We start from the raw sequence: 22,685 nt of genomic DNA on the forward strand, positions 1-22,685 counted from the left end.
GTAAGGGCGTCTGATATTCTAACACGCAAGGGACCCAAGAGGCGCTAGAATTACTCCCATGGCCGCATTCCGCTACCTCATGCTCAACAAGCCCTATGACGTCCAGAGCCAATTCTCGGGCGACGACCCCGTCCAGACCCTCAGGGGCTACGTCCAGGTCCCGGGCGTCTACCCGGTCGGCCGTCTCGACAAGGACTCGGAAGGCCTCCTGCTCTTGACCGACGACGGGGGGCTTTCGCACCGGCTCACCGACCCGCGCTACGAGCATCCCAAGACCTACCTGGTCCAGGTCGAGCGCATTCCCGACGAGGCCGCGCTCCACGCGCTGCGCACCGGGGTCGTCTTCGAGGGCAAGCAAAGCCGCCCGGCGGAGTTCGAGCTGCTGGACGCGCCGCCGGATCTTCCCGAACGGCCGGTGCCGGTGCGTTTCCGCAAGAACGTGCCCACCGCCTGGCTCAAGGTAGTGCTGCGCGAAGGACGCAACCGCCAGATTCGCAAGATGACCGCCGCGGTGGGGTTTCCGACCCTGCGCATCTACCGGGTGGGGCTCGGGGGCCTCAGTCTCGGGGCGCTGCCCCCCGGCGCCTGGCGCGAGCTGAGCTCCGAGGAGGTCGCCGCCCTCCGCGCCCTCTCGCGCCCCCCGTCAGGTGGCCGGCGGCGTCGCCGGTAGGGTGAACCAGAAAGAGCTGCCCTTGCCCGGCGCGCTGTCGACGCCGACCTCGCCGCCGTGGGCCTCCACGATGGTCCGGACGATGGGCAGACCGAGGCCCGTGCCGCCGGCCTTCTTGCCGGCCTCGGTCTGGAAGAACTGGTCGAAGAGGTGGGGGACAGCCTCGGGGGGGATGCCGAGGCCCGTGTCGTTTACCTCGGTCCGGGTCCGACCGTCGGCCTCCTTGCAGGCCTTCACCGTGATCCGCCCGCCCGTGGGCGTGAACTTGATGGCGTTGGAGAGCAGGTTGTTGAGCACCTGGATCAGGCGGTCCGGATCCGCCACGAGGGTGATGGGCGCGCTCGGCGGCTCGACCGAGAGCGTCAAGCCCTTGCGCTCGGCCTCGTACTCGAACTTGGCGCACGTCTCTTGCAGGAAGGGCCCGTAATCGAACTCGGTCGGCTCGATCTTGAAGCGGCCGGCTTCGAGGCGGGCGAAGTCCAGCAGCTCGTTGAGCAGCCGGGTCATGTAGTCGCTGGACTTCAGGATCTGGTCGACGAATTGCAGCTGCTCGTCGCCGAGCTTGCCGCCCATTCCCTCTTGCAGGAACTCCGCGTAGCCCACGATCGAGGTGAGCGGGATGCGCAGGTCGTGGCTGACGGCGTTGAGGAAGGTCCACTTCACCTTGTCGAGCTCGGTGAGCCGGGCCATGGCGCGCTGGAGCTTCTCGTTGGCCTCCTGAAGGGCGTGGACGTTCTCCTCTAGGCGCGAAGTGGTGGCATTGAAGCTCTGCCCCAGGTCGTCGATCTCGACAAGCTCCTCGCGCCCCGCCCGGGTCGAGAGGTCCCCGTCCGCCACGGCGTGGAGGGCCTGGCGCAGGCGGCCCAAAGGTCGAGTGAGCAAGGGGGTCATGAGCCTGGCGAGCACGAGCGCGCAGGCCAGGAGGACCGCAAGCACGATGAGCGCGTTACTCAAGCGGCGCGTGACTTCTTGGAGCAGCACCTGGTGGTCGATCACGGCGACGACCTGCCACGGCCCCCGCACGAGGGTGACGTAGGCGCCCCGCACCACGTCCAGCTCCTGCAAGAAAACCGGCTGGTTCTTTGTTCCGGCCGCGATCGAGACGGTCCCCTGCGGGCCGGCGAAGGGCAGCCGGCGGACCAAGGCCTCGGGCAAGGGGTTCCCGACGGTCACAAGCACGCGCCCATCCCCCGCCACGAGGGCAAAGGATGCGACCGAATGCGTGGGATCCTCCGCGAGGCGCGCTTCGAGCTCCGCCTTCAAGTCTTCCGGCTGCGAGGCCGCCCCGTCGTTCGCGAAGCGGCGCTGGATCGCAAGCGCCGCCTCGCTCGCCGTGTTCTGCGCGATCGCCTCGGCCCGCTGCCCCCAGAGCTCGCCGAACTCGCGCGAGCCGGTCGCCGTCAGTACCAGGATCGGGATGCTCGCGGCGAGCATCGCGAGGATCAAGACCAGCTTGCGCAGGGTCATCGCCGGCAGGTAGGCACCGCTGATGGCGCCACGGAGCCAGCGGCGCACCGGCGGAACGAGCAGGAGGGTCTCGGCGAGTGTCGCGCAGATCAGGGCGTTGAGCAGTTGCTTGAAGCCCACCGCGAACAGCGCGAAGCGGACGGTGTCCGAGAGGGGCCACCCGTCGGTGAGCGCCACCTCGGAGGGAATCCCGAACACGAGCCAGAAGAGCGGCGCCGAGACCAGCGGCGACCAGCGGCGCGCCAGGGCGCCGACGAAGAAGCCCTCGAAGCCATAGCGCAACAGGGCGGGCGGATCCGCCCAGTAGACGAGCGTCGGAAGGGCCGAGGCCATGCCCGCGACCAGCCCCCACCAGGGCCCACCCACGATAGCTGCCACCATGACCACCGCGCTGCCGAGCACGAAGTGGATACCGGGCAAAAGCGGGACGGGAAAGAGGTTGACCAGGCAGGCGAGACCGGCGAAGGCGGCCAAAACGAGGAGGCGCTTTCCTTTCGAGTCCGGCGTTTGCATCGTGCCTACCTCGCTGCGGCCTCAGGCCTGCGGGCTGATGATCGCATCGCCCCGAAACGAAGCCTCGCCCTGAATCCGCTCGCGCAGATCGGCAGGGAGCTGGATGGGGCGCCCCTCCCGGTTGACCACCACGTGCGCCGTCCAGCCCTCGGTGACGAGGCGATCGCCCTTGTAGATCCGGTAGACGAAGCGGAAGGACCGGCTGCGCAACTCGGCGATCCGGCTGACGATCGTCAGCTCGTCGTCGTAGCGGACCGGCGCCAGGTACTTGGCCGAGAGCTCGGCGACCACCACGAAGGCCCCCGAGGCTTCCATGGCGTTGTAGTCGAGGCCGATGGCCCGCAGGTAATCGCCACGCGCCACCTCGAACCAGACGATGTAGTTGGCGTGATAGGCGACCTGCTGGGCGTCGGTCTCGGCGTAGCGAACGCGCAGCGACGTCTTGACTTCGCGCGACAGGCTCATGGCGTCAGGGGCTCCTCTCTGGCGCCATTATACTGCGGCGGCGTCATAGCCTTCTTCGCGCACCGCCGCAACGAGCGCCTCGAGGCTCGCGTCGCCCTCGATCCGGGCGACGCCCGATTCGAGCTCGACCGTGGCCGCGGTGACCCCCGGGACCGCTTCGAGGGCGTGGGTGACGTGCTTGACGCAGTTGTTGCAGGTCATCCCCGAGACCTTGAGCGAACGCATGTGGTTTCTCCTTCAAAAACGAAGCGGGAGGCGGCCCCGCCACCTCCCGCTTGCAGCCGTTCAGGCGGCTAGCGAACCTCCTGGCCCCCCTCCGCGTCCCGGCGCAGGAGCAGCTCGAGCTTCTCGCGGTTGCGATCGATCGAGGAGGTGGTGATCCCGATCAGCAGTTGCAGGGGCATCAGATTGTGAGCCACGACGTTCTCTTCCTCGTCGCAGGCGTCGAACTCGATGTAGTCCTGGCCGACCCGGGTGATCCGAGCGAGGTAGTAGTTGTTGGTCGGCGCGAAGAAGAGTTCGACCAGGTCGCCTTCATCCATGATCTTCCGCAGGCGATCGCGCAGTGTCATGACGTGGACCTCCTTGACGTTCGACGGCAGAGCGGGGCAAAGCGCCCGCAGCGCACGCTCGTAAGCTTCTTATTCCCGAAACATGGCCCGAATATCGACCCTCTCATGCCCGGGCGATGGAGCGAACGAACATTGTAGCGCATGGGGGCCGGGAGCATAATCGGCGTGCCGACTCTGTCCGTAGGGAGGTGTCTATGCGCCGCCGTGAGTACGATCTAGAGAACCGCCTCGTCGAAATGCTCGGCCCCGGCCCCGGCCCCGAGAAATTCGTGCTCGACCAACTGGACGATAGCCAGTTCGCCTGGCATCTGGAGCACGACGGGCGCCTGGTACCGCCCGACGCGATCAGCCCCGAATGGCGCCAGTACGCCGAAGAGGCCCTCTGCCGCCTCGGCCGTACCAAAGGCATGGGGGTGGGGCTCGCCGCCGGCCAGAAGCACCGGGCCTGAGCGCCATTCTTTAACACAACTTTTCCTCCGATTTCACGATAAGATCGAAAGGTCCTGCGATCTCCGGAGGAAGCCTCGTTGTCCCGACGCACCCGCACCGTTCTAGCGCTCGTCCTCTCGGCCCTCACGGCCGCGACGGCGGGCTGCGGGCTGGGCGGGGCTTCGGGCGTGAGCCCCACCGCCCATCAGCTCTCGAGCGCAGGCAAGATGCCGGCCGGCACCTACTCGACCCGACGCGTTCTCGTCTCCTTCAAGGCGGGCCAGGAGGCCGCCGGCAAAGAGAGCCTGAAGGCACGCCTCGGCATGCGCGTGGTCCAGGACATGCCCCAGCTGGGCATGAGCGTGCTCGCCCTCCCCGCCGCTGCCCAGCGCGAGAGCGCCATGGCCGCCATCGCCGCCCAGCCTGCCGTCACCTCGGTCGAGGCCGACGTCCGGATGCGCGCGGGCTACCGCCCCCAGGATCCCCAGTCGAGCCTCGGCAGCTTCAGCGGCCTGTACGTGGGCTTCCGCTCGGCACTGTTCCGGGCGTGGGATGCGACCCTCGGCGACCCCAGGGTGGTGGTCGCGGTGGTCGACACCGGGGTGGACATCACCCACCCCGACCTGCGCGATCGCGTCGTGACGGGCAGGAACTTCGTCACCCAGATCGAGGAGGACCAGGACGACGGCACCACCAAGCTGGTGGACCTACCGGATAAGGGCCCCCTGGACGACAACGGCCACGGCACCCACGTGGCGGGCATCATCGCGGCCGCCGAGAACCTGCAGGGCATCACCGGCATGGCCCCGCGCTGCAAGATCATGCCGATCAAGAGCCTCGCCTACAACGAGAGCGGCTTCTCCAGCGACGTGGCGATGGGCGTGGTGTGGGCGGTGGACCACGGCGCCCACGTGATCAACATGAGCCTCGGGGCCTACGGCGGCTCGAAGGCCCTCGAGAAGGCCGTGGCCTACGCCCTCTCGAAGAACGTGACGGTGGTCGCCGCCATGGGCAACGACCGCGCCGACGCCGATGCCGGCTTCGGCCTGAGCCCGAGCTACCCCGCCGCCCTGCCCGGGGTGATCGCGGTGGGGGCGACCGACGGCGACGACAAGAGCGCCTACTTCTCCAACGCGGGGCGCTGGATCTCGGTCTCAGCGCCCGGCGACGGGATCCTCTCGACCACCCCGACCTACCCGGTCCATGGCTTCGTCGCCCAGGACTACGACGAGATGAGCGGCACCTCCATGGCAACCCCGTTCGTCGCGGGCCTCACGGCCCTCATGCTCAGCCTCACGCCGAACCTCACCCCCCAGCAGCTCAAGGGCCGCCTCGAGGCGAGCGCCGACGACGTGGGGACGCCGGGCTTCGACACCGCCACCGGCCACGGCCGCATCAACCCGATGCGCGCCCTGGGCATGAAGTAGCGACCACCCCTTGCCTTGGGCGCCCCAGCGCCTATGATGGCCCCGGCTCCCCTCGACGGGGAGCAGCGCCTGCGGCTTTTCCGTAGGGCAGCGAGAGATAGGGGCAGCGCAGGCAAGGAGACCTCGAACGACATCTCTCGCTGTCCCGAAGGAAAGACTTTGGGGAGGCTCGCATGCGCATCCGCTCGCTTACTCCGTTCGCCCTCGCCGCGATCGTAGCACTCGCAGGCTGCCAGCAGGGGAAGCCCGCCCCGAAGGGCGGCGGCGGTGGCGGTCCCGGGGCCGCCTACAACCCTGCCGACCAGCCCGCCGCCAACCCGCTCAGCTCACAGGGGCCCGTGGTCTCGGGTGGACGCCTGCAACGCTCGGAGGGCGGGATCAACGCGGGGGCCTACGGCCCCACCCCGCCCGAAGGGGTGAGAGGCTCGGGCAGCGCCTACAACCCCAACCCGGTGGCCCGTAGCAAGCGGCAACAGTACAACCAGCAGCAAAAGCACTAGCCGCCGGCTTTGCCGCCCGGTAAGGCTCGCTACCCTCCTGCGGGATGATAAGATGGGACGGCACCGTACCGCCCCGGTGGCATCCCGACAGGAGCGGCCATGCTGACCCCCGCCTATCCCGCGCTCTCGGGCAAGATCTTCGGCTTCAACGCGGAGCGCGACGCCATCGTCGCGGACGTGGTCGCACGCGAGTACGCGCGCAAGGCCTCCTCCGAGAGTGCCCTCGAACTTGCGATCAACGACGCCGCCGTGCAAGAGATCGCCCGGCTCGAAGGCTCGCGCAAGTCGAGCTCCCTCGAGCGCTGGCGCGAGCTCTACCGCACGCTGGGGCGCCGGCCCCTCGCCGACAAGCAGGCCCTTTACCGGCGCCTGCTCGATGACTCGGCCCGCGACATCGTGGGCAACTTCAACCCGAGGGTGTACGACTTCGCCACCAAGGCCGTCCCCTACGGGCTCACCTGGCTCTTCAAGAAGCAGAGCCACTTGCCCGCGCTCTCGCCGTCGCTCGCCGACCGGATCCATGTCGAGGGCCACGTGGACACCCTGCGCGCGCTCGCCCAGCGCGGTACGGTGATCCTGGTGCCCACCCACTCGAGCAACCTGGACTCGCTGGTCATCGGCTACGCCCTGTACCACATGGGCCTACCTCCCTTCACCTACGGCGCCGGCAAGAACCTCTTCACCAACGCCCTGCTTTCCTTCTTCATGCACAACCTGGGCGCCTACAAGGTCGATCGCAGGCTCACCTACACCCTCTACAAGGACGTCCTCAAGACCTACTCGACGGTCTTGCTGGAGCGGGGCTATCACTCGCTGTTCTTCCCGGGCGGGGGGCGATCGCGCTCGAACGCCCTCGAGTCCAAGCTCAAGCTCGGCCTCGTGGGCACGGGGCTTGCCGCCTACATCAACAACCTGCAGGCAGGCAAGGCCAACCCCGAGGTCTTCGTGGTGCCCGCCACCCTCAACTACCACCTGGTGCTCGAAGCCGAGACCCTCATCGACGACCAGTTGCAGCGGGTGGGCAAGTCCCGCTACATCATCGAGGATGACGAATCGGCCCAGGCCCGCCGGGTCGCGAGCTTCGTCAACCAGATGCTCAAGCTGGACACCAGCATGGTGCTCCGCTTCGGCGAGCCGCTCGACCCCTTCGGCAACACGGTCGGGCCGGACGGCGTCAGCCGCGATCTGCGCGGACGCGCCATCGACCTGCGCAAGTACGTCGAGGTGGACGGCGTGCCCCAGCACCGAGCACAGCGCGACGCCGAGTACACCCGCGAGCTGGGGACGGCCATCGCTTCGAGCTACCGCAAGAACGCGGTGGTCCTTTCGACCCACCTGGTGGCCTTCGCCCTGTTCACCCTCGCCAAGGAGCTGCACCCCCACCTGGACCTGTTCCAGCTCCTGCGCCTGCCCGACGACACGGCCTACCCCCTCGCCATGGTCTGCGAGCGGATCGATCGCCTACGCGATCGCCTGGTCGCGCTCGCCGAGGCGGGCGAGGTCGTGCTCGGCGATCACGTCCGGGACGACGGGACCGAGGCCCTGGTGGACCAGGCCCTCAAGATCTTCGGGGTCTACCACACCCGGCCGCTCGCCACCCGCCAGGGCGACGAGGTGCGCCTGGTAGACCTCAAGCTCCTGCTCTACTACCACAACCGCCTGACGGGCTACGGCCTGGAAGCGGCGCTCTCGCCCCAGGAGGCCCACGCATGACGACCCCCCACGGCGTTTCGGTCATCGGGGGCGGCTCGTGGGGCACGACCATCGCCCACCTCATCGCCGAGAACGGACATCCGGTCAAGCTCTGGATGCGCGACCCCGAGCAGGTGGCAGAGCTCAACCGCACCCACCGCAACGCGCGCTACCTGGGGGATCTGCCCCTCAGCCCGCGCCTGCTCGCCGTCAGCTCGCTCGAAGAGGCCGCCCGCGACGCGGCCACCCTCTTCATCGTGACGCCCAGCCACTCGCTCAGGACCATCGCCCGGGAGCTTGGCGACCACTTGGACGGCTCCCGGATCCTGATCCACGGGGTCAAGGGGCTCGAACCCGGCAGCTTCAAGCGCATGAGCCAGCTCTTGCGCGAGGAGACCTGCTGCCGCAAGATCGGCGTGCTCTCGGGCCCCAACCTCGCCAAGGAGGTCGCCCAGGGCCAGCCCAGCGCCACCGTCGTCGCCTCGGCGTTCCAGGAGGTCATCGAGGCCGGGGTCTCCATGCTCAAGAGCAAGACCTTCAGGGTCTACGGCAACGACGACGTGGTCGGCACCGAGCTGGGCGGCACCCTCAAGAACATCTTTGCGATCGCAGCAGGCCTCGCTCACGGTCTGGGCTTCGGCGACAACACCAAGGCTCTCTTGCTGACCCGCGGGCTGACGGAGATGACCCGCCTCGGCGCCCACATGGGGGCCTCGGCCGCGACCTTCTCGGGCCTCTCCGGGATCGGCGACCTGATGGCCACCTGCTTCAGCCCCCTCTCGCGCAACTACCAGGTGGGCTTCCGCCTCTCGAAGGGCGAGAGCCTGGAGGCCATCACCGCCGATCTGCGCCAGGTGGCCGAGGGCGTCCGCACCACCAAGACGGTCGCGGACTACGCCCGCTCCAAGGGCCTGTACCTGCCGATCACCCAAGGCGTGGCCCGGGTTCTGTTCGAGGGCGCGACCCCTCAGCAGGCCCTTTCGGGCCTGCTCGAAGTGGGCCGAAACCCGTTCGAGACGGACGCCCCCGACCGGGAGATCTCGATCCTGTGATCTTACGGTCGATACCTTGCCATGTCGTACAACAGGTGTTATCATGCGTTGTATATAGGCTGTCCAGGATTCACCAGCCGTCTATCGCATCTTTTCGAGTTGGGGGCCTTCGCGGTGACCGCGGGGGCCCTGGTGATTGAAGGGGCGCGTGAAACCGCAAGTCCGTTCCGTTAGGGAGAATTAAGTCAATGGCCATGTTTACTGAGCAAACGATCACCTGCGTTGATTGCGGAGCGCAGTTCCCCTTCACCGTTTCCGAGCAAGAGTTCTACGCCGAGAAGGGTTTCAGCAACCCTCCCCGTCGCTGCAAGCCCTGCCGCACTGCGGCCAAGGCCTCCCGTGAGGGTGGCGCCGGCGGCTTCGGTGCCGCCCGTCCCCAGCGCGAGCTGTTCGACGTGACCTGCAGCGCCTGCGGCGTCGCCACCAAGGTGCCCTTCAAGCCCAACGGTGCCAAGCCCGTCTACTGCCGCGACTGCTTCCGCAAGTAAGCATCAGCGCCTAGGCTTCGAGGCCCCTTCCACTACGGTGGAAGGGGCCTCGTCTTATCGCTCCCTACAGCTTGGTGGCTTAGCGCCGCGAGCCGGCGAAGTTGAAGCGCAGGCCGAAGGTGGCTCCGGAGAAGGCGGTATCCTCGGGCATGTAGAGGTAGCCCGCCGTGAGGCTCACGCGGCTCTTCTCGTCGAGCTTCAGGCCGAGGGCGAGAGAGGGCTCGAGCACGAGGCCCGCCGCCTTGTCGGCGCCGATGGCACCGCCGCCACCGCCCACGAGCAGGCGCAGATCGTAGGTCGAACGGCCGAAGAGGGTATCGGTCGCCCCGAGCATCACGCCGCCGTAGCCGAAGGCCGAGCGCGGCTCCGAGAGGACGGGTCCACCGCTGCCCGCGCCGCCCAGGTAGAAGGGACCACTCGTATAGAAGGTCCCTTCGCCGCCGAACAGCACGGCCGTCTTGCCGGCGGAGTTCGCGAAGCCCCGGATCCCCACGCCGTCAAAACCCTCGGCGGCGCTGGCAGGAGCCGCCCCCAGGGCGACGGCGAACAGGGCGGCTGCGATAACACGCTTCTTCATGGTGGACTCCTTGTCGTGGTGCGAAGTGGCTGAGAGAAAAGCGCCGAATGGCGCGTCATACCTTCAAGATAGCCCCTCGCGATCACGCGGCCGATCACCGCAGCGATCACGCCAAAAAAATCATCCAGACACCGCGAGCGCCGAGGACTTCATTGTCCTCGGCGCTCGCGGTGTCTTTTGCGGTCGGGGCTAGGCCACCGGCACCCGCTCGGGCTCGGGCACCGGGTGCTTCACGCGCCAGCGAATCAACCAGCGGTAGAGCACCGGCAGCAAGAAGAGGGTCAGTGCCGTCGAGGTGAAGAGCCCCCCGATGACGACCCACGCGAGCGGCCGCTGGATCTCGGAGCCGATGCCCTGCGACAGGGCCAGGGGCACCAGGCCGAGGCTTGCGACCATGGCGGTCATCAGGACCGGCCGCAGACGGACCGCGGCCGCCTCGCGCACGGCCTCCTCCAAGGGCATCCCCTCGTGCCGTAGCTTGTTGAAGGTGCTGACGAGGATCACCCCGTTCTGCACCGCCACCCCGAAGAGGGCGATGAAGCCCACCGAGGCGCTCACGCTCAGGTGCTGGCGCGTCAGGAACAGGGCGACGATGCCCCCGATCAGGGCGAACGGGATGTTCAAGAGGATCAGCGCCGACTGGGTCACGGACCCGAAGGTCCCGAACAGGAGGGCGAAGATCAGGCCGATGACGAGGGGCACGACGACCGCGAGGGTCGCCATGGCGCGCTGCTGGCTCTCGAACTGGCCGCCCCAGGTGACCCAGTAGCCGCTCGGGATCGTGACCTCGCGCGCAAGGGCTTCCTTGGCGTCGGCCACGAACGAGCCGATGTCCCGGCCCCGCACATTCGCCTCGATGACGATGCGGCGCTGGCCGTTCTCACGGCTGATCATCGCGGGGCCGCTCTCGACGGTGATCCGCGAGAGGTGCGCGAGCGGCACCCGGGCCCCGGTGGGGGTGGGCACCAGAATGGCGCCCAGCTTATCGGGATCGTTGCGGTCCTGCTCGCTCAGGCGGACCGCAACGCCGACCCGGCGCTGGCCCTCCTGGATCTCGGTGACGACCCGACCGCCGATGGCCGCCGCGACCACCTCGCCGAGATCGTCGATCGCAAGGCCATAGCGGGCGATCGCCTGCCGGTCGTAGCGGATCTGGACCTGGGCGAGACCCGCGGTCTGCTCGGTCTTGACGTTGATGGCGCCGGGCACCTTCTGGAGGGCCTCCTGGACCTGAGCGGCCTTCTCGGCGAGCACCGTCATGTCCTCGCCGAAGATCTTGACGGCCACCTGGCTCTTGACCCCCGAGACCATCTCGTCGACGCGCACGGCGATGGGCTCGCCGAACGACAGACCGATGCCGGGGACGTGGGCCACGGCCTCCTGCATCTTCTCGACGAGGGCCTCCTTGTCCTTGGCCGTCACCCACGCTTCACGCGGCTTGAGCTTGATGAAGATGTCGGACTGGCTGACGTCCATGGGGTCCGAGGCGACCTCGGCGCGGCCGGTGCGGGTGACGACCGCCTCGACCTCGGGGAACTGCTTGAGGATGTTCTCGACCGCGTTGGACTGGGCGTTGGCCTTGGCCAGAGAGACGCTCGGCAGGCGCGAGGCGGTGATGACGCTCGAACCTTCGTCCATCTTGGGCAGGAACTCGGAGCCGAGGCTCGGCACCAGGGCGAAGGAGGCCACGAGGGCCGCGACCGCGCCACCCAGGAGCCAGCCGCCGTGGCGCAGGGACCAATCGAGCGAGCGGGCGTAGGCCCGGCGCACGGGGGTGAAGAGGGGGTTCTCCTTCTCGCTCAGGGGGCCCTTGAGCCAGAACGAGGCGAGGACCGGCACCAGGGTCAGGGCGAGGACCAGCGAGCCCAGCATCGCGAAGGAGATGGTGAAGGCCATGGGGCTGAACATCTTGCCCTCCATCCCCTGGAGGGTGAAGAGGGGCAGGAACACCACGATGATGATCGCGATGGCGAAGACCACCGGCCGACCCACCTCGATGGCCGAATGGTAGATGGTCTCGACCAAAGGCTTCTCGCCGTGCTCCTCGCTCAGGTGGCGGAAGATGTTCTCGACCATGACGATGGCCGCGTCGACCATCATGCCGAGGCCGATGGCGAGGCCCCCCAGGCTCATGAGGTTGCCCGGCAGGTTGAAGAGCTTCATCATCGCAAAGGCAAAGAGCATCGCGAGCGGGATCGTCACGGCGACGATCAGGCTGGAGCGCAGGTTCCACAAGAAGAACAGCAGAACCCCCACCACCATGACGCCGCCTTCGAGCAGGGCCTTCTCGACGGTGTGGACCGCCTTCTCCACCAGCTCGAGCTGGTCGTAGAAGGGCTTGAGCTTCACGCCGGGAGGCATGATCGCGTTGGCTTCGGCGAGCTTCTCCTTGACGCGGCCGATCACCTCGCGCGAGTTCTCGCCCTTGAGCTTCATGACGATGCCGATGACGGTCTCGTGGCCGTCGCGGGTGGCGGCCCCCTGGCGAGGAGCGGCGCCCTCGACGACCCGGGCCACGTCGCGCAGGTAGACGGGGTGACCCTGGCGGGTGGCCACCACGGCCCCCTCGAGTTCCTCGGGCCGATCCACCAGGCCCAGCCCGCGGATCAGGTACTGCTCGTCACCGTGCTCGAGGTAGTTGCCGGCAGCGTTGGCGTTGTTGCGCGCCACCGCGCTCATGACGTCGTGGAGGGTCAAGCCGTAGGCCGCCAGGCGATCCGGCCTGACTTCGACCTGGTACTGCTTGAGCAGGCCGCCCAGGCTGTTGACCTCGGTCACCCCGGGCACCCCACGCAGGAAGGGCCGGACGATCCAGTCCTGGATCGAGCGGCGCTCGGCCAACGACAGGGGGCCTTCGACCGAGTACTGGAAGACCTCGCCCATGCCGGTGGCGACCGGGCCCATGGCGGGCCTCACCCCTTCGGGCATCTGGCTCTGGACGTTGTTGAGGCGCTCGGCGATGAGCTGGCGCGCGAAGTAGATGTCCACCCCGTCGTGGAAGACGACGGTGATGACCGAGAGGCCGAACTTGGAAGCCGAACGGACCTGATCCACCTTGGGCAGGCCGTTCATCTCGATCTCGATGGGGTAGGTGACCAGGCGCTCGACCTCGGCGGGGGCGAGCCCCTCGGCCTCGGTCAGGATCTGGACCTGGACGTTGGTCACGTCCGGGAAGGCGTCGATGGGCAGGCGCTGGAACGAGAAGAGCCCCACCCCGACCAGCATGAAGCACAGGATCAGGGTCAAGAGGCGCTGGCGCAGCGCAAAGCGGATGAGGCGATCGATCATGCTAGTCCTCGCCTCCGAACAGGTCCTTGCGGGCCTGGGCGCGCAGGTCGAAGCTGCCGCGGCCGATGACCGTCATCCCCTCGGCAAGGCCGCTCTTGATCTCCAGGTAGTCACCGAAGCGATCACCCACCTGAACGCTCACCTCCCGGTAGCGATCGCCGCCCAGAGGGGCGTAGGCGAAAGAGCGGGCGTCCTCGCGCTGTACGGCCGCAAGCGGCACGCTGAGCACGCCCGCTCGGGGCAGGGCGATGGCGACCTTGACCGACATGCCGGGGCGCAGGCTGCCGTCGGGGTTGGGAAGGTCGATGAGGGCCTCGCCCGTGCGGCTCTCGGCATCCAGGACCGGCGAGAGGCGCACGACCTTGCCCTGATAGGGCTTGCCGGGGACGGCCACGAGCGAGACCGACGCGACCTGGCCGGGGCGAATCGAGAGGAAGTCCCGCTCGGCGAGATCCGCCCGGACCCGGACGATCGAAAGGTCCATGAGCGAGAAGAGGGGCGAAGCGGCGTCGGGGGACACGTACTGACCGACGGTCGCCGCCCGCTCCACCACGGTGCCGGCGAGCGGCGCTCGGACCACGACCATGGGGTCGATGCGGCCCCGGGCCTCGAGCGAGGCGAGCCCGCCGTCGGTGAGGCCCAACAGGCGCAGGTGCTCGCGGGCCTGGGTCCGGGTGACGGTCGCGGCCTCCAGGCGCTGCTTGGCCGCCTCCAGGTCCTTGGTCGCAGCCACCTCGGCGGCGATCAGCTTCTTGATCCGCGCAACCTCGCGCTCGGCCAGTTCAGCCTCGCTCCGGGCCTTGAGGAAGGCCGCCTGGGCCTCGCCGAGCTCCGCGCTCTTGAGGGTCGCAAGGGCAGCACCGGCCGCGACGCGATCGCCCGCCTTGGCGTGGAGGGCGACCAGGTGGCCCGCGATGGGGGGCAGGACCACGCTCTGACCTTCGGGACGCGGCACGATCTGGCCCATGGCCTCCTGCGTCGCGGTAAGCGACCGGCGCACGACGCTCGCGCTCTCAAGGGTGATGAGGCGGCGGGCGCTTTCGGGCAGAACCACCACGTCCGAGGCCGTCGCTTCGGCGGTTTCCGAGGCGGGGGCGGGCTCGTGCTTGCTGCAGCCCAGGAGGCAAGAGAGCGTGACGAGGCCCAAGAGAAGGGGCTTCATTGAAATATCTCCTTCGCGCGTGATCTAACGTCCGGCGGCGCTTTCGAGCCGCAGGTAGGAAAGTTGGTAAGCCAAGAGGGCCTGGAGACGATCGGAGGCCACGTCCGAGAGGGCGTGCCGCGCGGCGGCGAGCTCGGCGATCGGACCGACACCGGCCTTGCGGCGCGCCGTGGCCTTCTCGAGCATGTGCTCGGCGAAGGGCAGGCTGCGCGTGTCGATTTCCGCAAGGCGGGTCTTGGCCTCGAGGGCCGCGTAGTAAGCGGCGAGGACCTCCTGGGCGATCTCTTGATCCTTGACCAGGCGCTCGGCTTCGAGGCGCGCGGCCTCGGCCGTGGCCGCGGCACGTTCGCCCGCCTGGTTATAGCGCACGGGCAGGGGCAGGTCGAAGCCCCCGACCACCACCGGCTCGGTGTTGGCCGCCGTACCCAGCTGCGCCTCGATTTCGCCGTTGCCGAAGCGCAGCGAATCCGCCAGGCGCACGCCGCGCTCCTCGCGGCGGCGGGCGATCGCGATCTCTTGAGGTTCAAGGCGCTCTCGGCGCGCCTCGGCGAGCCAGGCATCCAGGGGCTGAAGCGAGATCGGCTGCGGAGCGACGAGCTCGGCGAGGGCGAGCGGCTCGCCCAAAGGACGTCCGAGCAGGAAGGCAAGATGGGCCTCCTGGCCGACGACCTGCTGCTCGGCGCCGCGGCGCGCAAGCTGGAGCTTCAGCAGCTCGAAGTCGGCGTCCAGGCGCTCGTGGGGGGCGAGCTCGCCTGCGGCGATCTGCTTGTTCACCCGGCCCACCTCGGCCTGTTGCCATGAGATGTCCCGGTCGTGGACCTTGAGGGCCTCGCGGACGCTCCAGAGGCGGTAGTAGGCCTCCTTGGCCTGGAGGGCCACCTGCTTCTCGAGGCGCTTCCGCGAGAGCTTCAGGATGGCCACGTCCTCGGCCGCCTGCTCTTTGCGCTGGCCGGCGAGGCCGCGAAAGTCGAGGGGCTGGCGCAGGCCCAGGGTGACCATGTTGTTGGCCGCCTGGGGTGAGAGCTGAAGCTGGCCGACGAGGCTCGGGTTGGCGGGGGCTCCGACCGCCGTCGCTCGGGCATCGGCGGCGGCGATGGCTTGATCCATCGCCTTGAGAGCGGGGCTGTGGGCCACCGCCGCGTCCACCACTCCGGCAAGCGAGGCGGCGGGCTGAGCCCAGACGGCGGCGGGTAGCAGGGCAAGTGCGCAGAAGGCAGCGAGCATGGTACGAGGCTGGATCACTGGGTGCTCCGTGTCGAAGGGGGAGGTCGCCTCCCTCCATGGTAGCAACGGTTCGTGAAAAAAACGGGAACCCCTCGATCGATGAATGCCCGTGCCAAACTCTGCCCGGGATCGAATTTCAAAAAAAACCCCTTCGGTCTATTTTTGCCTCGTGGCGGCACGACGAGCCGCCGTCCTCATAAAGGAGTGCGAACCTATGAAGCATTTGAGCGCGACGATGCTGGTGGCGGCCATGGCGGCCTCGATCCAGCTGAGCGGCTGCGGCCGCATCGCCCCCGGCCCGGTGCAGGCGCCCCAGGCGACGGTCCAGACGGAGCGCACGACCAACTTCTTCGTGCTCGACGCCGCCGCCAGCAGCAACGCCCAGGCCCTTTCGACCGAAAGCACCCACGCCCGGATCCTGAGCCAGCTCGACCTCAGCGACACCCAGAAGACCCAGCTCAAGCTCATCCGCGCCAAGGCCCGAGCCCTCTACAACCGCGAAGAGATGAAGGCCAGATGGCAAACCCTCGAGGCCCTCATGAACGCCCCGACCCTCGATACGGCCGCCCTCAAGGCCTACGTTGCATCCATGGAAGCCGAGCACAAGGGCAAGATCGACGCCTTGGCGGCCTTGGCAGGTGAGATGCGCGACGTGCTGACCTCCGAGCAGCGCGATAAGCTGGTTTCGCTGGTGAGCGAGCAGCAGCCCGGCCGCATGGCCGCCCGGGCCCGCAGCGCCATCCGCACCAACGTGATCAACGCCCTGAACCTGAGCAGCAATCAGCAGAACACCCTCTCGGCCCTGCAGAACCAGATGGAAGCCCAGCATGAGGTCAAGCGCGACGCCAAGCGCAAGGCCTTCATCGAGTTCATCGTGGACGGCAACCAGCTCGCCCTCGCCGAGAACCTCAAGCGCAGCATGGGGCACGAGAACATCGACGAAGCGATCCAGTGGGTCGGCAGCCTGAGCCAGGATCAGCGCAAGGTCCTCGTCGAGAAGCTCGGCGAGATCAAGCAGCGGCACATGGCCCGCATGATGGCGGACTAAGCATCCGGCAGGCCCCGGGGCGGCGCCGCCCCGGGGCCTCTTCTCTGCTATGCTGGGGATATGCGCATCCTGGTCATCGAGGACGAGCCCCATCTCGCCAACGCCCTGCACGAGGCCCTCTGTGCCCAGGGGCACGCCGTGGACGTGGCACACGACGGCCTCGAGGGCCTCGACCTGCTGCGCGGTGCGCCCTTCGACCTGGCGGTGCTCGACGTGATGCTGCCGCGCCGCTCCGGTCTCGAGGTCTGCCGCGAGGCCCGGGCGCACGGGGTCGAGACCCCCATCCTGATGCTGACCGCCCGCGACACCCTCCAGGACAAGGTCCAGGGGCTCGATGCGGGCGCCGACGACTACCTGGTGAAGCCCTTCGAGCTGGCCGAGCTGCTCGCCCGGGTCCGAGCGCTCTTGCGGCGCAACGCGACGCAGAAGGAAGCGGTGCTGGTCGTGGGCGACCTCTCGCTGGATCCCGCCACGGGCGAGGTGCGGCGGGCGGGCCAAGAGATCAAGCTGGGGCGCAAGGAGCGCGCCCTGCTCGAGGCCCTGATGCGCAACGCGGGACGTACCCTCAGCCACGACCAGATCATCGCCCACCTGTGGGATCTCTCCGCCGAGCCGAGCCCCGAGGTCGTCCGTGCCCACGTCAAGGGGCTGCGCCGTGCCATCGGCGATCAGGCGCCCTCGCGCCTCATCGAGACCGTCCACGGCCTCGGATACCGAATGAGCGCCCATGCTCCAGGCCCTTAGGCGTCGCCTCAGCACCTATTACCTCAGCGTCCTCGCCTTGATCCTGATCGGGTACGGGCTCGGGGTGTACAGCTCCACTCGGGCGGTACTGCTGCGGGGCTTCGACGAGGTGAACCGCCACGCGCTCGCCAACTCGATCGGCGCTTTCCAGGTCCCCGGGGCCACCCTCGAGACCGTGAAGCACGAGCTCACCGAGATCGGCCTCGAAACAGACGAGCACCTGGCGCTGCTCAGCCCCGAGGGGCGGCTCCTGTACGCCCGCGGCGAGCACCTGGAAGCCGAGGCGCCCCTGAAGCCGGGGGCGACCACCTACCATCATCCGGACGGGGCGCTGCGCATGTACGTCGTCCCCCTCGAGAAAGATGGCAAGCTCCACGGTTACTTGCGGATTTGCCAGTCCCTGACCGAGACGGAGCGGACCCTGCGCACCCTGGGACTGACCCTCGCAGGCCTGGTGCCCTTGGGCCTCCTGATCGCCTGGCTCGGCGGACGCTGGCTGGTCGGGCTCGCCGCCAAGCCGATCGAGGAGGCCCTGGAGCGAGAGCGGCAGTTCACCCGCGATGCGTCCCACGAGCTGCGGACCCCCCTCTCGGTCGTCCTCGCCCATTCCCAGCTGGCGCTCACCCAGGACCTGCCCCAGGCCGCCCGCGACAAGCTGGAGCTGATCGTCGCGACCACCCGCAAGATGAACGCCCTGGTCGCCGACCTGCTCGCCCTGGGACGGATCGACGCGGGCGGCGGGGGCGCGCCCTTGCGCTTCTCGCTCGCCGAGCTGCTCGACGAGGAGAGCGAGGCCCTTTCCCCCTTGGCGCAAGCGCGAGGCGTGGCGCTGGCCGTCACGCCCCAGCCGGACGGCGCCTGGGTGCACGGCGATCCTGCCCGCATCGGCCAGGTGGTCCGCAACCTGCTCGATAACGCCATCCGCTACACGCCACAGGGCGGCTCGGTGAGGGCGGGCATCCAGGTCGAGCCCGGGGCGATCGTGCTCGAGGTGAGCAACACCGGCCCGTGGATCCCGCCCGAGCAGCAGCGGCTGATCTTCGAGCGGTTCTACCGGCTCGACACGGGACGCGCCGCCAACCCGGACGGCTCGGGGCTGGGGCTTGCGATCGCCCGGGCGATCGCAAAGGCGCACGGCGGCGAGCTCTCGCTCGCGGCATCCAGCGCGCGCGAGACGACCTTTCGGCTGCGCCTTCCCCGACGCCAAAGCCCCCCGCCAAGCTAGGCGAGGGGCTTCGGGCCACAAGGGGCAGTTAGCGGCTGGCGGCGCTCAGGCGCGGCGGCTCGTGGGCGGCGATCGCAACGCGCCCCTCGCGGGAGAAATCGCTCGCCTGCTGCTCGTCCTGGAAGAAGGCGATGGCCTGCAGCAAGCCTTCGGCCTGCCCCCGCAGCTCGTGGACCGAGCCGGCGATGCCTTGGGTTGCGGCCAGGGACTCGCGGATGCCGTGGTTGATGTCCCCGATGGCCTTCAGGACCTGATCGCCCTCGAGCTTCTGCTCGCCGGTCGCCAGGGCCACTTCGCGGGTCATGCGGGCCATGACCCCGACGGCCGCGATGATCTGATCGCTGCCGAGGGCCTGCTCCTTGGTGGCCTCGGAGACCTGCCGGGTCATCAGACGCATGTTCTCGATGGCCCGGGTGATGTGGCCCGAAGCGGCAGTCTGCTCCTCGGTGGCGTGGGCGATCTGGCCCATCAGGCCCGAGGCCTCCGAGACCGCCGTGACGATCTCGGCGAGCGAAGCGCCCGCCCCCTGGGCGAGGCCCGTGCCCTCTTGGATCGCGACCTCTCCGTGGCGGGTGGAGGCAACCGCCTGCTGGGTCTCCTGCTGGATGCCCTTGATGAGGCTTGCGATCTCGCCGGTGGCGCGGGCCGAGCGCTCGGCGAGCTTGCGGACCTCGTCGGCGACCACCGCGAAGCCGCGGCCGTGTTCACCCGCCCTTGCCGCCTCGATGGCCGCGTTGAGCGCCAGGAGGTTGGTCTGCTCGGCGATGTCGTCGATCACCTCGATGATGTTGCCGATCTCGGCCGAGCTCTTGCCGAGGCCCTCGATGACGCCGACCACCTCGTCCATGACCTGGTGGATCCGCTGCATGCCCTCGATGGTCTGCGCGACGGCCTTGCTGCCGTCGTCCGCGACGCGCGAGGCCCGGGCCGCGGCCATGTTGGCACGCTGGACGTTCTCGGCGACCTGGGCGATGCTCGCGGTCATCTGCTCGATGCTGGCCGAGGTCTCGCCGACCACGGTCGCAAGCGAGTCGGCGTTGCCCGCGACCTGGGTGATCGAGGCGGCCATCTGGCCGATCGCGCTCGAGGTGGTCTGGACGTTGTCCTCGAGGGCCTCGGTGTTGCCCGCCACTTGCTGGATGCTGGCAGCCATCTCGCCCATGGTGCCGGTGGTCTGGTCGGCAGCGGCGGCCTGGATCTCCGAGGACTTGCCCAGGGCGACGGTTCGCGTGTCGATGAGCTCGGCGCTCGCGGCCACTGTGCGAGCGGTCCCCCGGACTTCGGCGACGATCCCGCGCAGCTGGGGCAGCATCACGTTGAAGGCGTCCGTCAGATCCCCCACGCAGTCCTGGTAGCGCTTCTCCACCCGCTCCGGCAGCACGCCCCGGGCCATGCCCTCGGCGATCGCGATCAGGCGCTTGAGGGGAACGGTGATGCTGCGGGCGATCCGCGTGGCGAGCAGGGTGCTCAGCACGAGGCTGAAGGCGCCGAGCACGCTCAGGCCCACGATCAGGCGGTTGGCGAGCTCGCGGGTGGCTGCGGCCGAGGCGGCGCTCTCCTTGCCTACCGCCGCCTTCAAGTCATTGATGGCGGTGTTGAAGTCGCCGAGCAACTGGGGCATGACGGTCTGCTCGATGCGGATGATCGCCGCGACGTCGCCCTGCTCGCGAAGGCGGCGCTTCTCTTCGAGCTTGCTCTCGGCCGCCCCGCGGGCCCGGTCGATCGTGGCGAGGGCGGCGGCGTGGGGGGTGCCCGCCAGAAGCCGCTCGCTCACGCTCAGGGCCTCATGGTAGGCCGCGCGCGCCGGCTCGAGATCGGCGAGGCCCGTCGCGCTCCCCGAGATGATGTAGCCGCGCATGGCGATGATCTCGCGGTAGACGCCCAGCTGCATCCGGCGCAGCGAATCCTGGGCTTCGGAGAGGCGATACGTCTGCTCCTGGCTCGCCTGGAAACTCTGCGTCCCCCAGACGGCCACGATCAGGATGGCCAGCATGAAGGCGAGCGACACCCCTTGCGACACCATCATCTTGGGGCCGATCTTGAGGTCATATAGACGCTTCATGGTTCCTCCAAAAATCTAATACAGCTAGGCTTCAAGGCATCATAATTCATCGGTGCTTAACGAACCATAAAAAACGGCTCGCGTAACACTTCTTCTCCAAATCTCCGGAATCAACCACGGACATAGATCCCATGGCACTTCAGTCAACTCGCAAGTGACTCGAATTATGAAAAATCCCCGTCCAAGCGTCATCATCCCCGGGGATGATGACGCGGAGTGATGACAAGCAATCGCCTATTCGCTTGATTAACAGCCGTTTGCCTGCATTCAAATCCTGACTTGGCGGGTATGTGCTCCATGCCCGTCCAAAGGAGGATGCCATGGTCACACCCGCCGCCGCCTTCATCCGAGCACGCGACTTCCTGCTCGCCCACCGCACGGACTACGAGACCGCCTACCGAGGCTTCGAGCCGCCGTCGCTTGCGCACTTCAACTGGGCGCTCGACTACTTCGACCCCTACGCCCAGGGCAACGACCGCCCTGCCCTCATCGTCCTCGACGACGACGGGCGCGAGGAGCGCCTGAGCTTCGCGGCCCTTTCGGCGCGCTCGAACCAGGTCGCCAACTGGCTGCGCGCGCAGGGGGTCGAGCGGGGCGATCGCGTGCTGGTGATGCTGCCGAACGTGGTGCCGCTCTGGGAGACCATGCTCGCGGCCATCAAGCTGGGGGCCGTCCTCATCCCCGCGACCACCTTGCTCTCGCCCGAGGATCTCGCGGATCGCTTCGAGCGCGGCGGGGTCAAGCACGTGGTCACCGACCCCTCGGGGGCCGCCAAGTTCGAGGGGCTGCCCAACGCCTTCACCCGGATCGTGGTCGGGGGCGCTGCCGCGGGCTGGCGATCCTACGCCGAGAGCGCGGAGGCCTCGGCGACCTTCGTGCCGGACGGCCCGACCTCCGCCGATGATCCTTTGCTCATCTACTTCACCTCGGGGACCACGGCCAAGCCCAAGCTCGTCACGCACACCCACCAGAGTTACCCGGTGGGCCACCTCTCGACCATGTACTGGATCGGCTTGCAGGAGGGGGACGTCCACTACAACATCAGCTCGCCGGGCTGGGCCAAGCACGCCTGGAGCAACTTCTTCGCCCCCTGGAACGCCGGAGCCACGGTCTTCGTCTTCAACTACCAGCGCTTCGATGCCAAGCGCACCCTCTCATACATGGTCCAGTACGGGGTCACCACCCTCTGCGCGCCGCCCACCGTCTGGCGCATGCTCATGCTGGAGGATTTGGCCTCCTACCCGGTCAAGCTCCGCGAGATCGTGGGGGCGGGCGAGCCCCTCAACCCCGAGGTGATCCGGCAGGTGGAGGAGGCCTGGGGCATCACCATCCGGGATGGCTACGGCCAAACCGAGACCTGCGCCCAGATCGGCAACACTCCGGGCCAGCCCCTCCGCCCGGGCTCCATGGGGCGGCCGCTGCCCGGCTATCGGGTGACGCTGTGCGACCCGGACGGGCAGGAGGGGCACGAAGGCGAGCTCTCGCTGCGGCTCCAGCCCTCCCCTATCGGCCTGATGAAGGGCTACCTGGACGATCCCGAGAAGAGCGCGCGCCTCTTGGGCGGCGCCTACTACCCCACCGGCGACGTGGCGAGCCGTGACTCCGAGGGCTACTACTGGTACGTGGGCCGCGCCGACGACGTGTTCAAGAGCTCCGACTACCGGATCAGCCCCTTCGAGCTGGAGAGCGTGCTCATCGAGCACGAAGCGGTGCTCGAAGCCGCCGTCATCCCGAGCCCCGATCCCCTACGCCTGAGCGTGCCCAAGGCCATCGTCACCCTCAAGCCCGGCCATTCGCCCTCGGGCGAGCTGGCACAGGCCATCCTGAGCTTCGCCAAGTCGCACCTCGCCCCTTACAAGCGGATCCGCCGGCTGGAGTTCGCCGAGTTGCCCAAGACCATCTCGGGCAAGATCCGCCGGGTGCAGTTGCGCAAGGAGGAGCTGGAGCGCCGCAAGCACGACGCGCGGGGCGCCCACGAGTACTGGGAAGAGGACTTCGCTACCCGCTAGCCCTCGCTTCGAGACGCACGACTCCCCCGGCCATCAAATGGCCGGGGGAGTTTGCATGCGCAGGGGCCTCA

Annotated in this window: 20 protein-coding genes; 11 read left to right on the plus strand and 9 right to left on the minus strand. The window is 68.3% G+C overall.

From position 1 onward, the window contains the following. Positions 1-58 precede the first annotated feature (58 nt). A complete protein-coding gene (locus tag J7643_09310) occupies positions 59-670 on the plus strand; it encodes a pseudouridine synthase (GenBank protein ID MBO9540774.1) in 612 nt (203 codons plus the stop codon). Here J7643_09310 and J7643_09315 read toward each other — a convergent pair. From J7643_09315 to J7643_09330, 4 genes are all read right to left on the minus strand, one after another. Then, positions 644-2,650 carry a HAMP domain-containing protein gene (locus J7643_09315; GenBank protein ID MBO9540775.1) on the minus strand — a complete coding sequence of 669 codons (2,007 nt, stop codon included), beginning with the start codon at positions 2,648-2,650 and terminating at the stop codon, positions 644-646. The two genes, J7643_09310 and J7643_09315, sit on opposite strands and share 27 nt — an antisense overlap. Before the next feature lie 21 nt (positions 2,651-2,671). Then, a complete protein-coding gene (locus J7643_09320; GenBank protein MBO9540776.1) occupies positions 2,672-3,115 on the minus strand; it encodes an acyl-CoA thioesterase in 444 nt (147 codons plus the stop codon). A 27-nt stretch (positions 3,116-3,142) separates the two neighbouring features. Further along, a complete protein-coding gene (locus J7643_09325; GenBank protein ID MBO9540777.1) occupies positions 3,143-3,340 on the minus strand; it encodes a cation transporter in 198 nt (65 codons plus the stop codon). A 68-nt stretch (positions 3,341-3,408) separates the two neighbouring features. Further along, entirely contained in the window at positions 3,409-3,687 is a 279-nt protein-coding gene (locus J7643_09330; protein MBO9540778.1) for a hypothetical protein, read from the minus strand. Between the two features lie 194 nt (positions 3,688-3,881). Between J7643_09330 and J7643_09335 the strand changes: the two genes are divergently transcribed. The 6 genes from J7643_09335 (at position 3,882) to J7643_09360 (ending at position 9,275) form a co-directional block, all read left to right on the plus strand. Then, on the plus strand, positions 3,882-4,136 hold the full coding sequence (locus J7643_09335; protein ID MBO9540779.1) for a hypothetical protein: 255 nt from the start codon (positions 3,882-3,884) through the stop codon (positions 4,134-4,136). Positions 4,137-4,214: 78 nt separating this feature from the next. Continuing rightward, positions 4,215-5,543 (plus strand): S8 family serine peptidase, encoded by a 1,329-nt coding sequence (locus J7643_09340; protein MBO9540780.1) that lies wholly within the window; start codon positions 4,215-4,217, stop codon positions 5,541-5,543. Positions 5,544-5,716: 173 nt separating this feature from the next. Beyond that, complete coding sequence (locus J7643_09345; protein MBO9540781.1) at positions 5,717-6,043, plus strand: hypothetical protein; 327 nt, start codon at positions 5,717-5,719, stop codon at positions 6,041-6,043. 99 nt (positions 6,044-6,142) lie between these two features. After that, on the plus strand, positions 6,143-7,756 hold the full coding sequence (locus J7643_09350; GenBank protein ID MBO9540782.1) for a 1-acyl-sn-glycerol-3-phosphate acyltransferase: 1,614 nt from the start codon (positions 6,143-6,145) through the stop codon (positions 7,754-7,756). Next, positions 7,753-8,787 (plus strand): NAD(P)-dependent glycerol-3-phosphate dehydrogenase, encoded by a 1,035-nt coding sequence (locus tag J7643_09355; protein ID MBO9540783.1) that lies wholly within the window; start codon positions 7,753-7,755, stop codon positions 8,785-8,787. The genes J7643_09350 and J7643_09355 overlap by 4 nt, the downstream gene beginning before the upstream one ends. Positions 8,788-8,981: 194 nt before the next feature. Next, positions 8,982-9,275 (plus strand): zinc-ribbon domain containing protein, encoded by a 294-nt coding sequence (locus J7643_09360; GenBank protein ID MBO9540784.1) that lies wholly within the window; start codon positions 8,982-8,984, stop codon positions 9,273-9,275. Positions 9,276-9,354: 79 nt separating this feature from the next. On the opposite strand, the gene J7643_09365 is transcribed toward J7643_09360, so the two are convergent. From J7643_09365 to J7643_09380, 4 genes are all read right to left on the minus strand, one after another. Then, on the minus strand, positions 9,355-9,852 hold the full coding sequence (locus tag J7643_09365; GenBank protein MBO9540785.1) for a hypothetical protein: 498 nt from the start codon (positions 9,850-9,852) through the stop codon (positions 9,355-9,357). A 189-nt stretch (positions 9,853-10,041) separates the two neighbouring features. After that, positions 10,042-13,140: an efflux RND transporter permease subunit gene (locus J7643_09370; GenBank protein MBO9540786.1), complete on the minus strand. Its 3,099-nt coding sequence runs from the start codon at positions 13,138-13,140 to the stop codon at positions 10,042-10,044. 1 nt (position 13,141) lies between these two features. Next, positions 13,142-14,302: an efflux RND transporter periplasmic adaptor subunit gene (locus tag J7643_09375; GenBank protein ID MBO9540787.1), complete on the minus strand. Its 1,161-nt coding sequence runs from the start codon at positions 14,300-14,302 to the stop codon at positions 13,142-13,144. 24 nt (positions 14,303-14,326) lie between these two features. Next, the gene (locus J7643_09380; protein ID MBO9540788.1) at positions 14,327-15,544 is read right to left on the minus strand and encodes a TolC family protein; all 1,218 of its coding nucleotides are present in this window, start codon (positions 15,542-15,544) and stop codon (positions 14,327-14,329) included. Between the two features lie 196 nt (positions 15,545-15,740). Between J7643_09380 and J7643_09385 the strand changes: the two genes are divergently transcribed. The 3 genes from J7643_09385 to J7643_09395 are packed head-to-tail and all read left to right on the plus strand — an operon-like array spanning position 15,741 to position 18,543. After that, on the plus strand, positions 15,741-16,574 hold the full coding sequence (locus J7643_09385; GenBank protein MBO9540789.1) for a Spy/CpxP family protein refolding chaperone: 834 nt from the start codon (positions 15,741-15,743) through the stop codon (positions 16,572-16,574). Between the two features lie 60 nt (positions 16,575-16,634). Continuing rightward, positions 16,635-17,318, plus strand: a complete 684-nt coding sequence (locus J7643_09390; GenBank protein ID MBO9540790.1) for a response regulator transcription factor — start codon at positions 16,635-16,637, stop codon at positions 17,316-17,318. Next, positions 17,302-18,543: a hypothetical protein gene (locus tag J7643_09395; protein ID MBO9540791.1), complete on the plus strand. Its 1,242-nt coding sequence runs from the start codon at positions 17,302-17,304 to the stop codon at positions 18,541-18,543. Before J7643_09390 ends, J7643_09395 begins: the two co-directional genes overlap by 17 nt. Positions 18,544-18,571: 28 nt before the next feature. On the opposite strand, the gene J7643_09400 is transcribed toward J7643_09395, so the two are convergent. Further along, positions 18,572-20,605: a CHASE3 domain-containing protein gene (locus J7643_09400; protein ID MBO9540792.1), complete on the minus strand. Its 2,034-nt coding sequence runs from the start codon at positions 20,603-20,605 to the stop codon at positions 18,572-18,574. A 320-nt stretch (positions 20,606-20,925) separates the two neighbouring features. Between J7643_09400 and J7643_09405 the strand changes: the two genes are divergently transcribed. Continuing rightward, positions 20,926-22,614, plus strand: a complete 1,689-nt coding sequence (locus J7643_09405; GenBank protein ID MBO9540793.1) for an AMP-binding protein — start codon at positions 20,926-20,928, stop codon at positions 22,612-22,614. Positions 22,615-22,685 lie beyond the last annotated feature (71 nt).

The sequence above is a fragment of the bacterium genome (assembly GCA_017744355.1).
Lineage (GTDB): Bacteria > Cyanobacteriota > Sericytochromatia > S15B-MN24 > UBA4093 > JAGIBK01.

Bases quoted from the DNA above. Each gene is read 5' to 3' on its own strand.
- J7643_09325 (MBO9540777.1), bottom strand. From the start codon at position 3,340: ATGCGTTCGCTCAAGGTCTCGGGGATGACCTGCAACAACTGCGTCAAG.
- J7643_09370 (MBO9540786.1), bottom strand. From the start codon at position 13,140: ATGATCGATCGCCTCATCCGCTTTGCGCTGCGCCAGCGCCTCTTGACC.
- J7643_09320 (MBO9540776.1), bottom strand. From the start codon at position 3,115: ATGAGCCTGTCGCGCGAAGTCAAGACGTCGCTGCGCGTTCGCTACGCC.
- J7643_09330 (MBO9540778.1), bottom strand. From the start codon at position 3,687: ATGACACTGCGCGATCGCCTGCGGAAGATCATGGATGAAGGCGACCTG.
- J7643_09345 (MBO9540781.1), top strand. From the start codon at position 5,717: ATGCGCATCCGCTCGCTTACTCCGTTCGCCCTCGCCGCGATCGTAGCA.
- J7643_09395 (MBO9540791.1), top strand. From the start codon at position 17,302: ATGCTCCAGGCCCTTAGGCGTCGCCTCAGCACCTATTACCTCAGCGTC.
- J7643_09360 (MBO9540784.1), top strand. From the start codon at position 8,982: ATGTTTACTGAGCAAACGATCACCTGCGTTGATTGCGGAGCGCAGTTC.
- J7643_09350 (MBO9540782.1), top strand. From the start codon at position 6,143: ATGCTGACCCCCGCCTATCCCGCGCTCTCGGGCAAGATCTTCGGCTTC.
- J7643_09375 (MBO9540787.1), bottom strand. From the start codon at position 14,302: ATGAAGCCCCTTCTCTTGGGCCTCGTCACGCTCTCTTGCCTCCTGGGC.
- J7643_09310 (MBO9540774.1), top strand. From the start codon at position 59: ATGGCCGCATTCCGCTACCTCATGCTCAACAAGCCCTATGACGTCCAG.
- J7643_09390 (MBO9540790.1), top strand. From the start codon at position 16,635: ATGCGCATCCTGGTCATCGAGGACGAGCCCCATCTCGCCAACGCCCTG.
- J7643_09335 (MBO9540779.1), top strand. From the start codon at position 3,882: ATGCGCCGCCGTGAGTACGATCTAGAGAACCGCCTCGTCGAAATGCTC.
- J7643_09355 (MBO9540783.1), top strand. From the start codon at position 7,753: ATGACGACCCCCCACGGCGTTTCGGTCATCGGGGGCGGCTCGTGGGGC.
- J7643_09315 (MBO9540775.1), bottom strand. From the start codon at position 2,650: ATGCAAACGCCGGACTCGAAAGGAAAGCGCCTCCTCGTTTTGGCCGCC.
- J7643_09385 (MBO9540789.1), top strand. From the start codon at position 15,741: ATGAAGCATTTGAGCGCGACGATGCTGGTGGCGGCCATGGCGGCCTCG.
- J7643_09365 (MBO9540785.1), bottom strand. From the start codon at position 9,852: ATGAAGAAGCGTGTTATCGCAGCCGCCCTGTTCGCCGTCGCCCTGGGG.
- J7643_09405 (MBO9540793.1), top strand. From the start codon at position 20,926: ATGGTCACACCCGCCGCCGCCTTCATCCGAGCACGCGACTTCCTGCTC.
- J7643_09400 (MBO9540792.1), bottom strand. From the start codon at position 20,605: ATGAAGCGTCTATATGACCTCAAGATCGGCCCCAAGATGATGGTGTCG.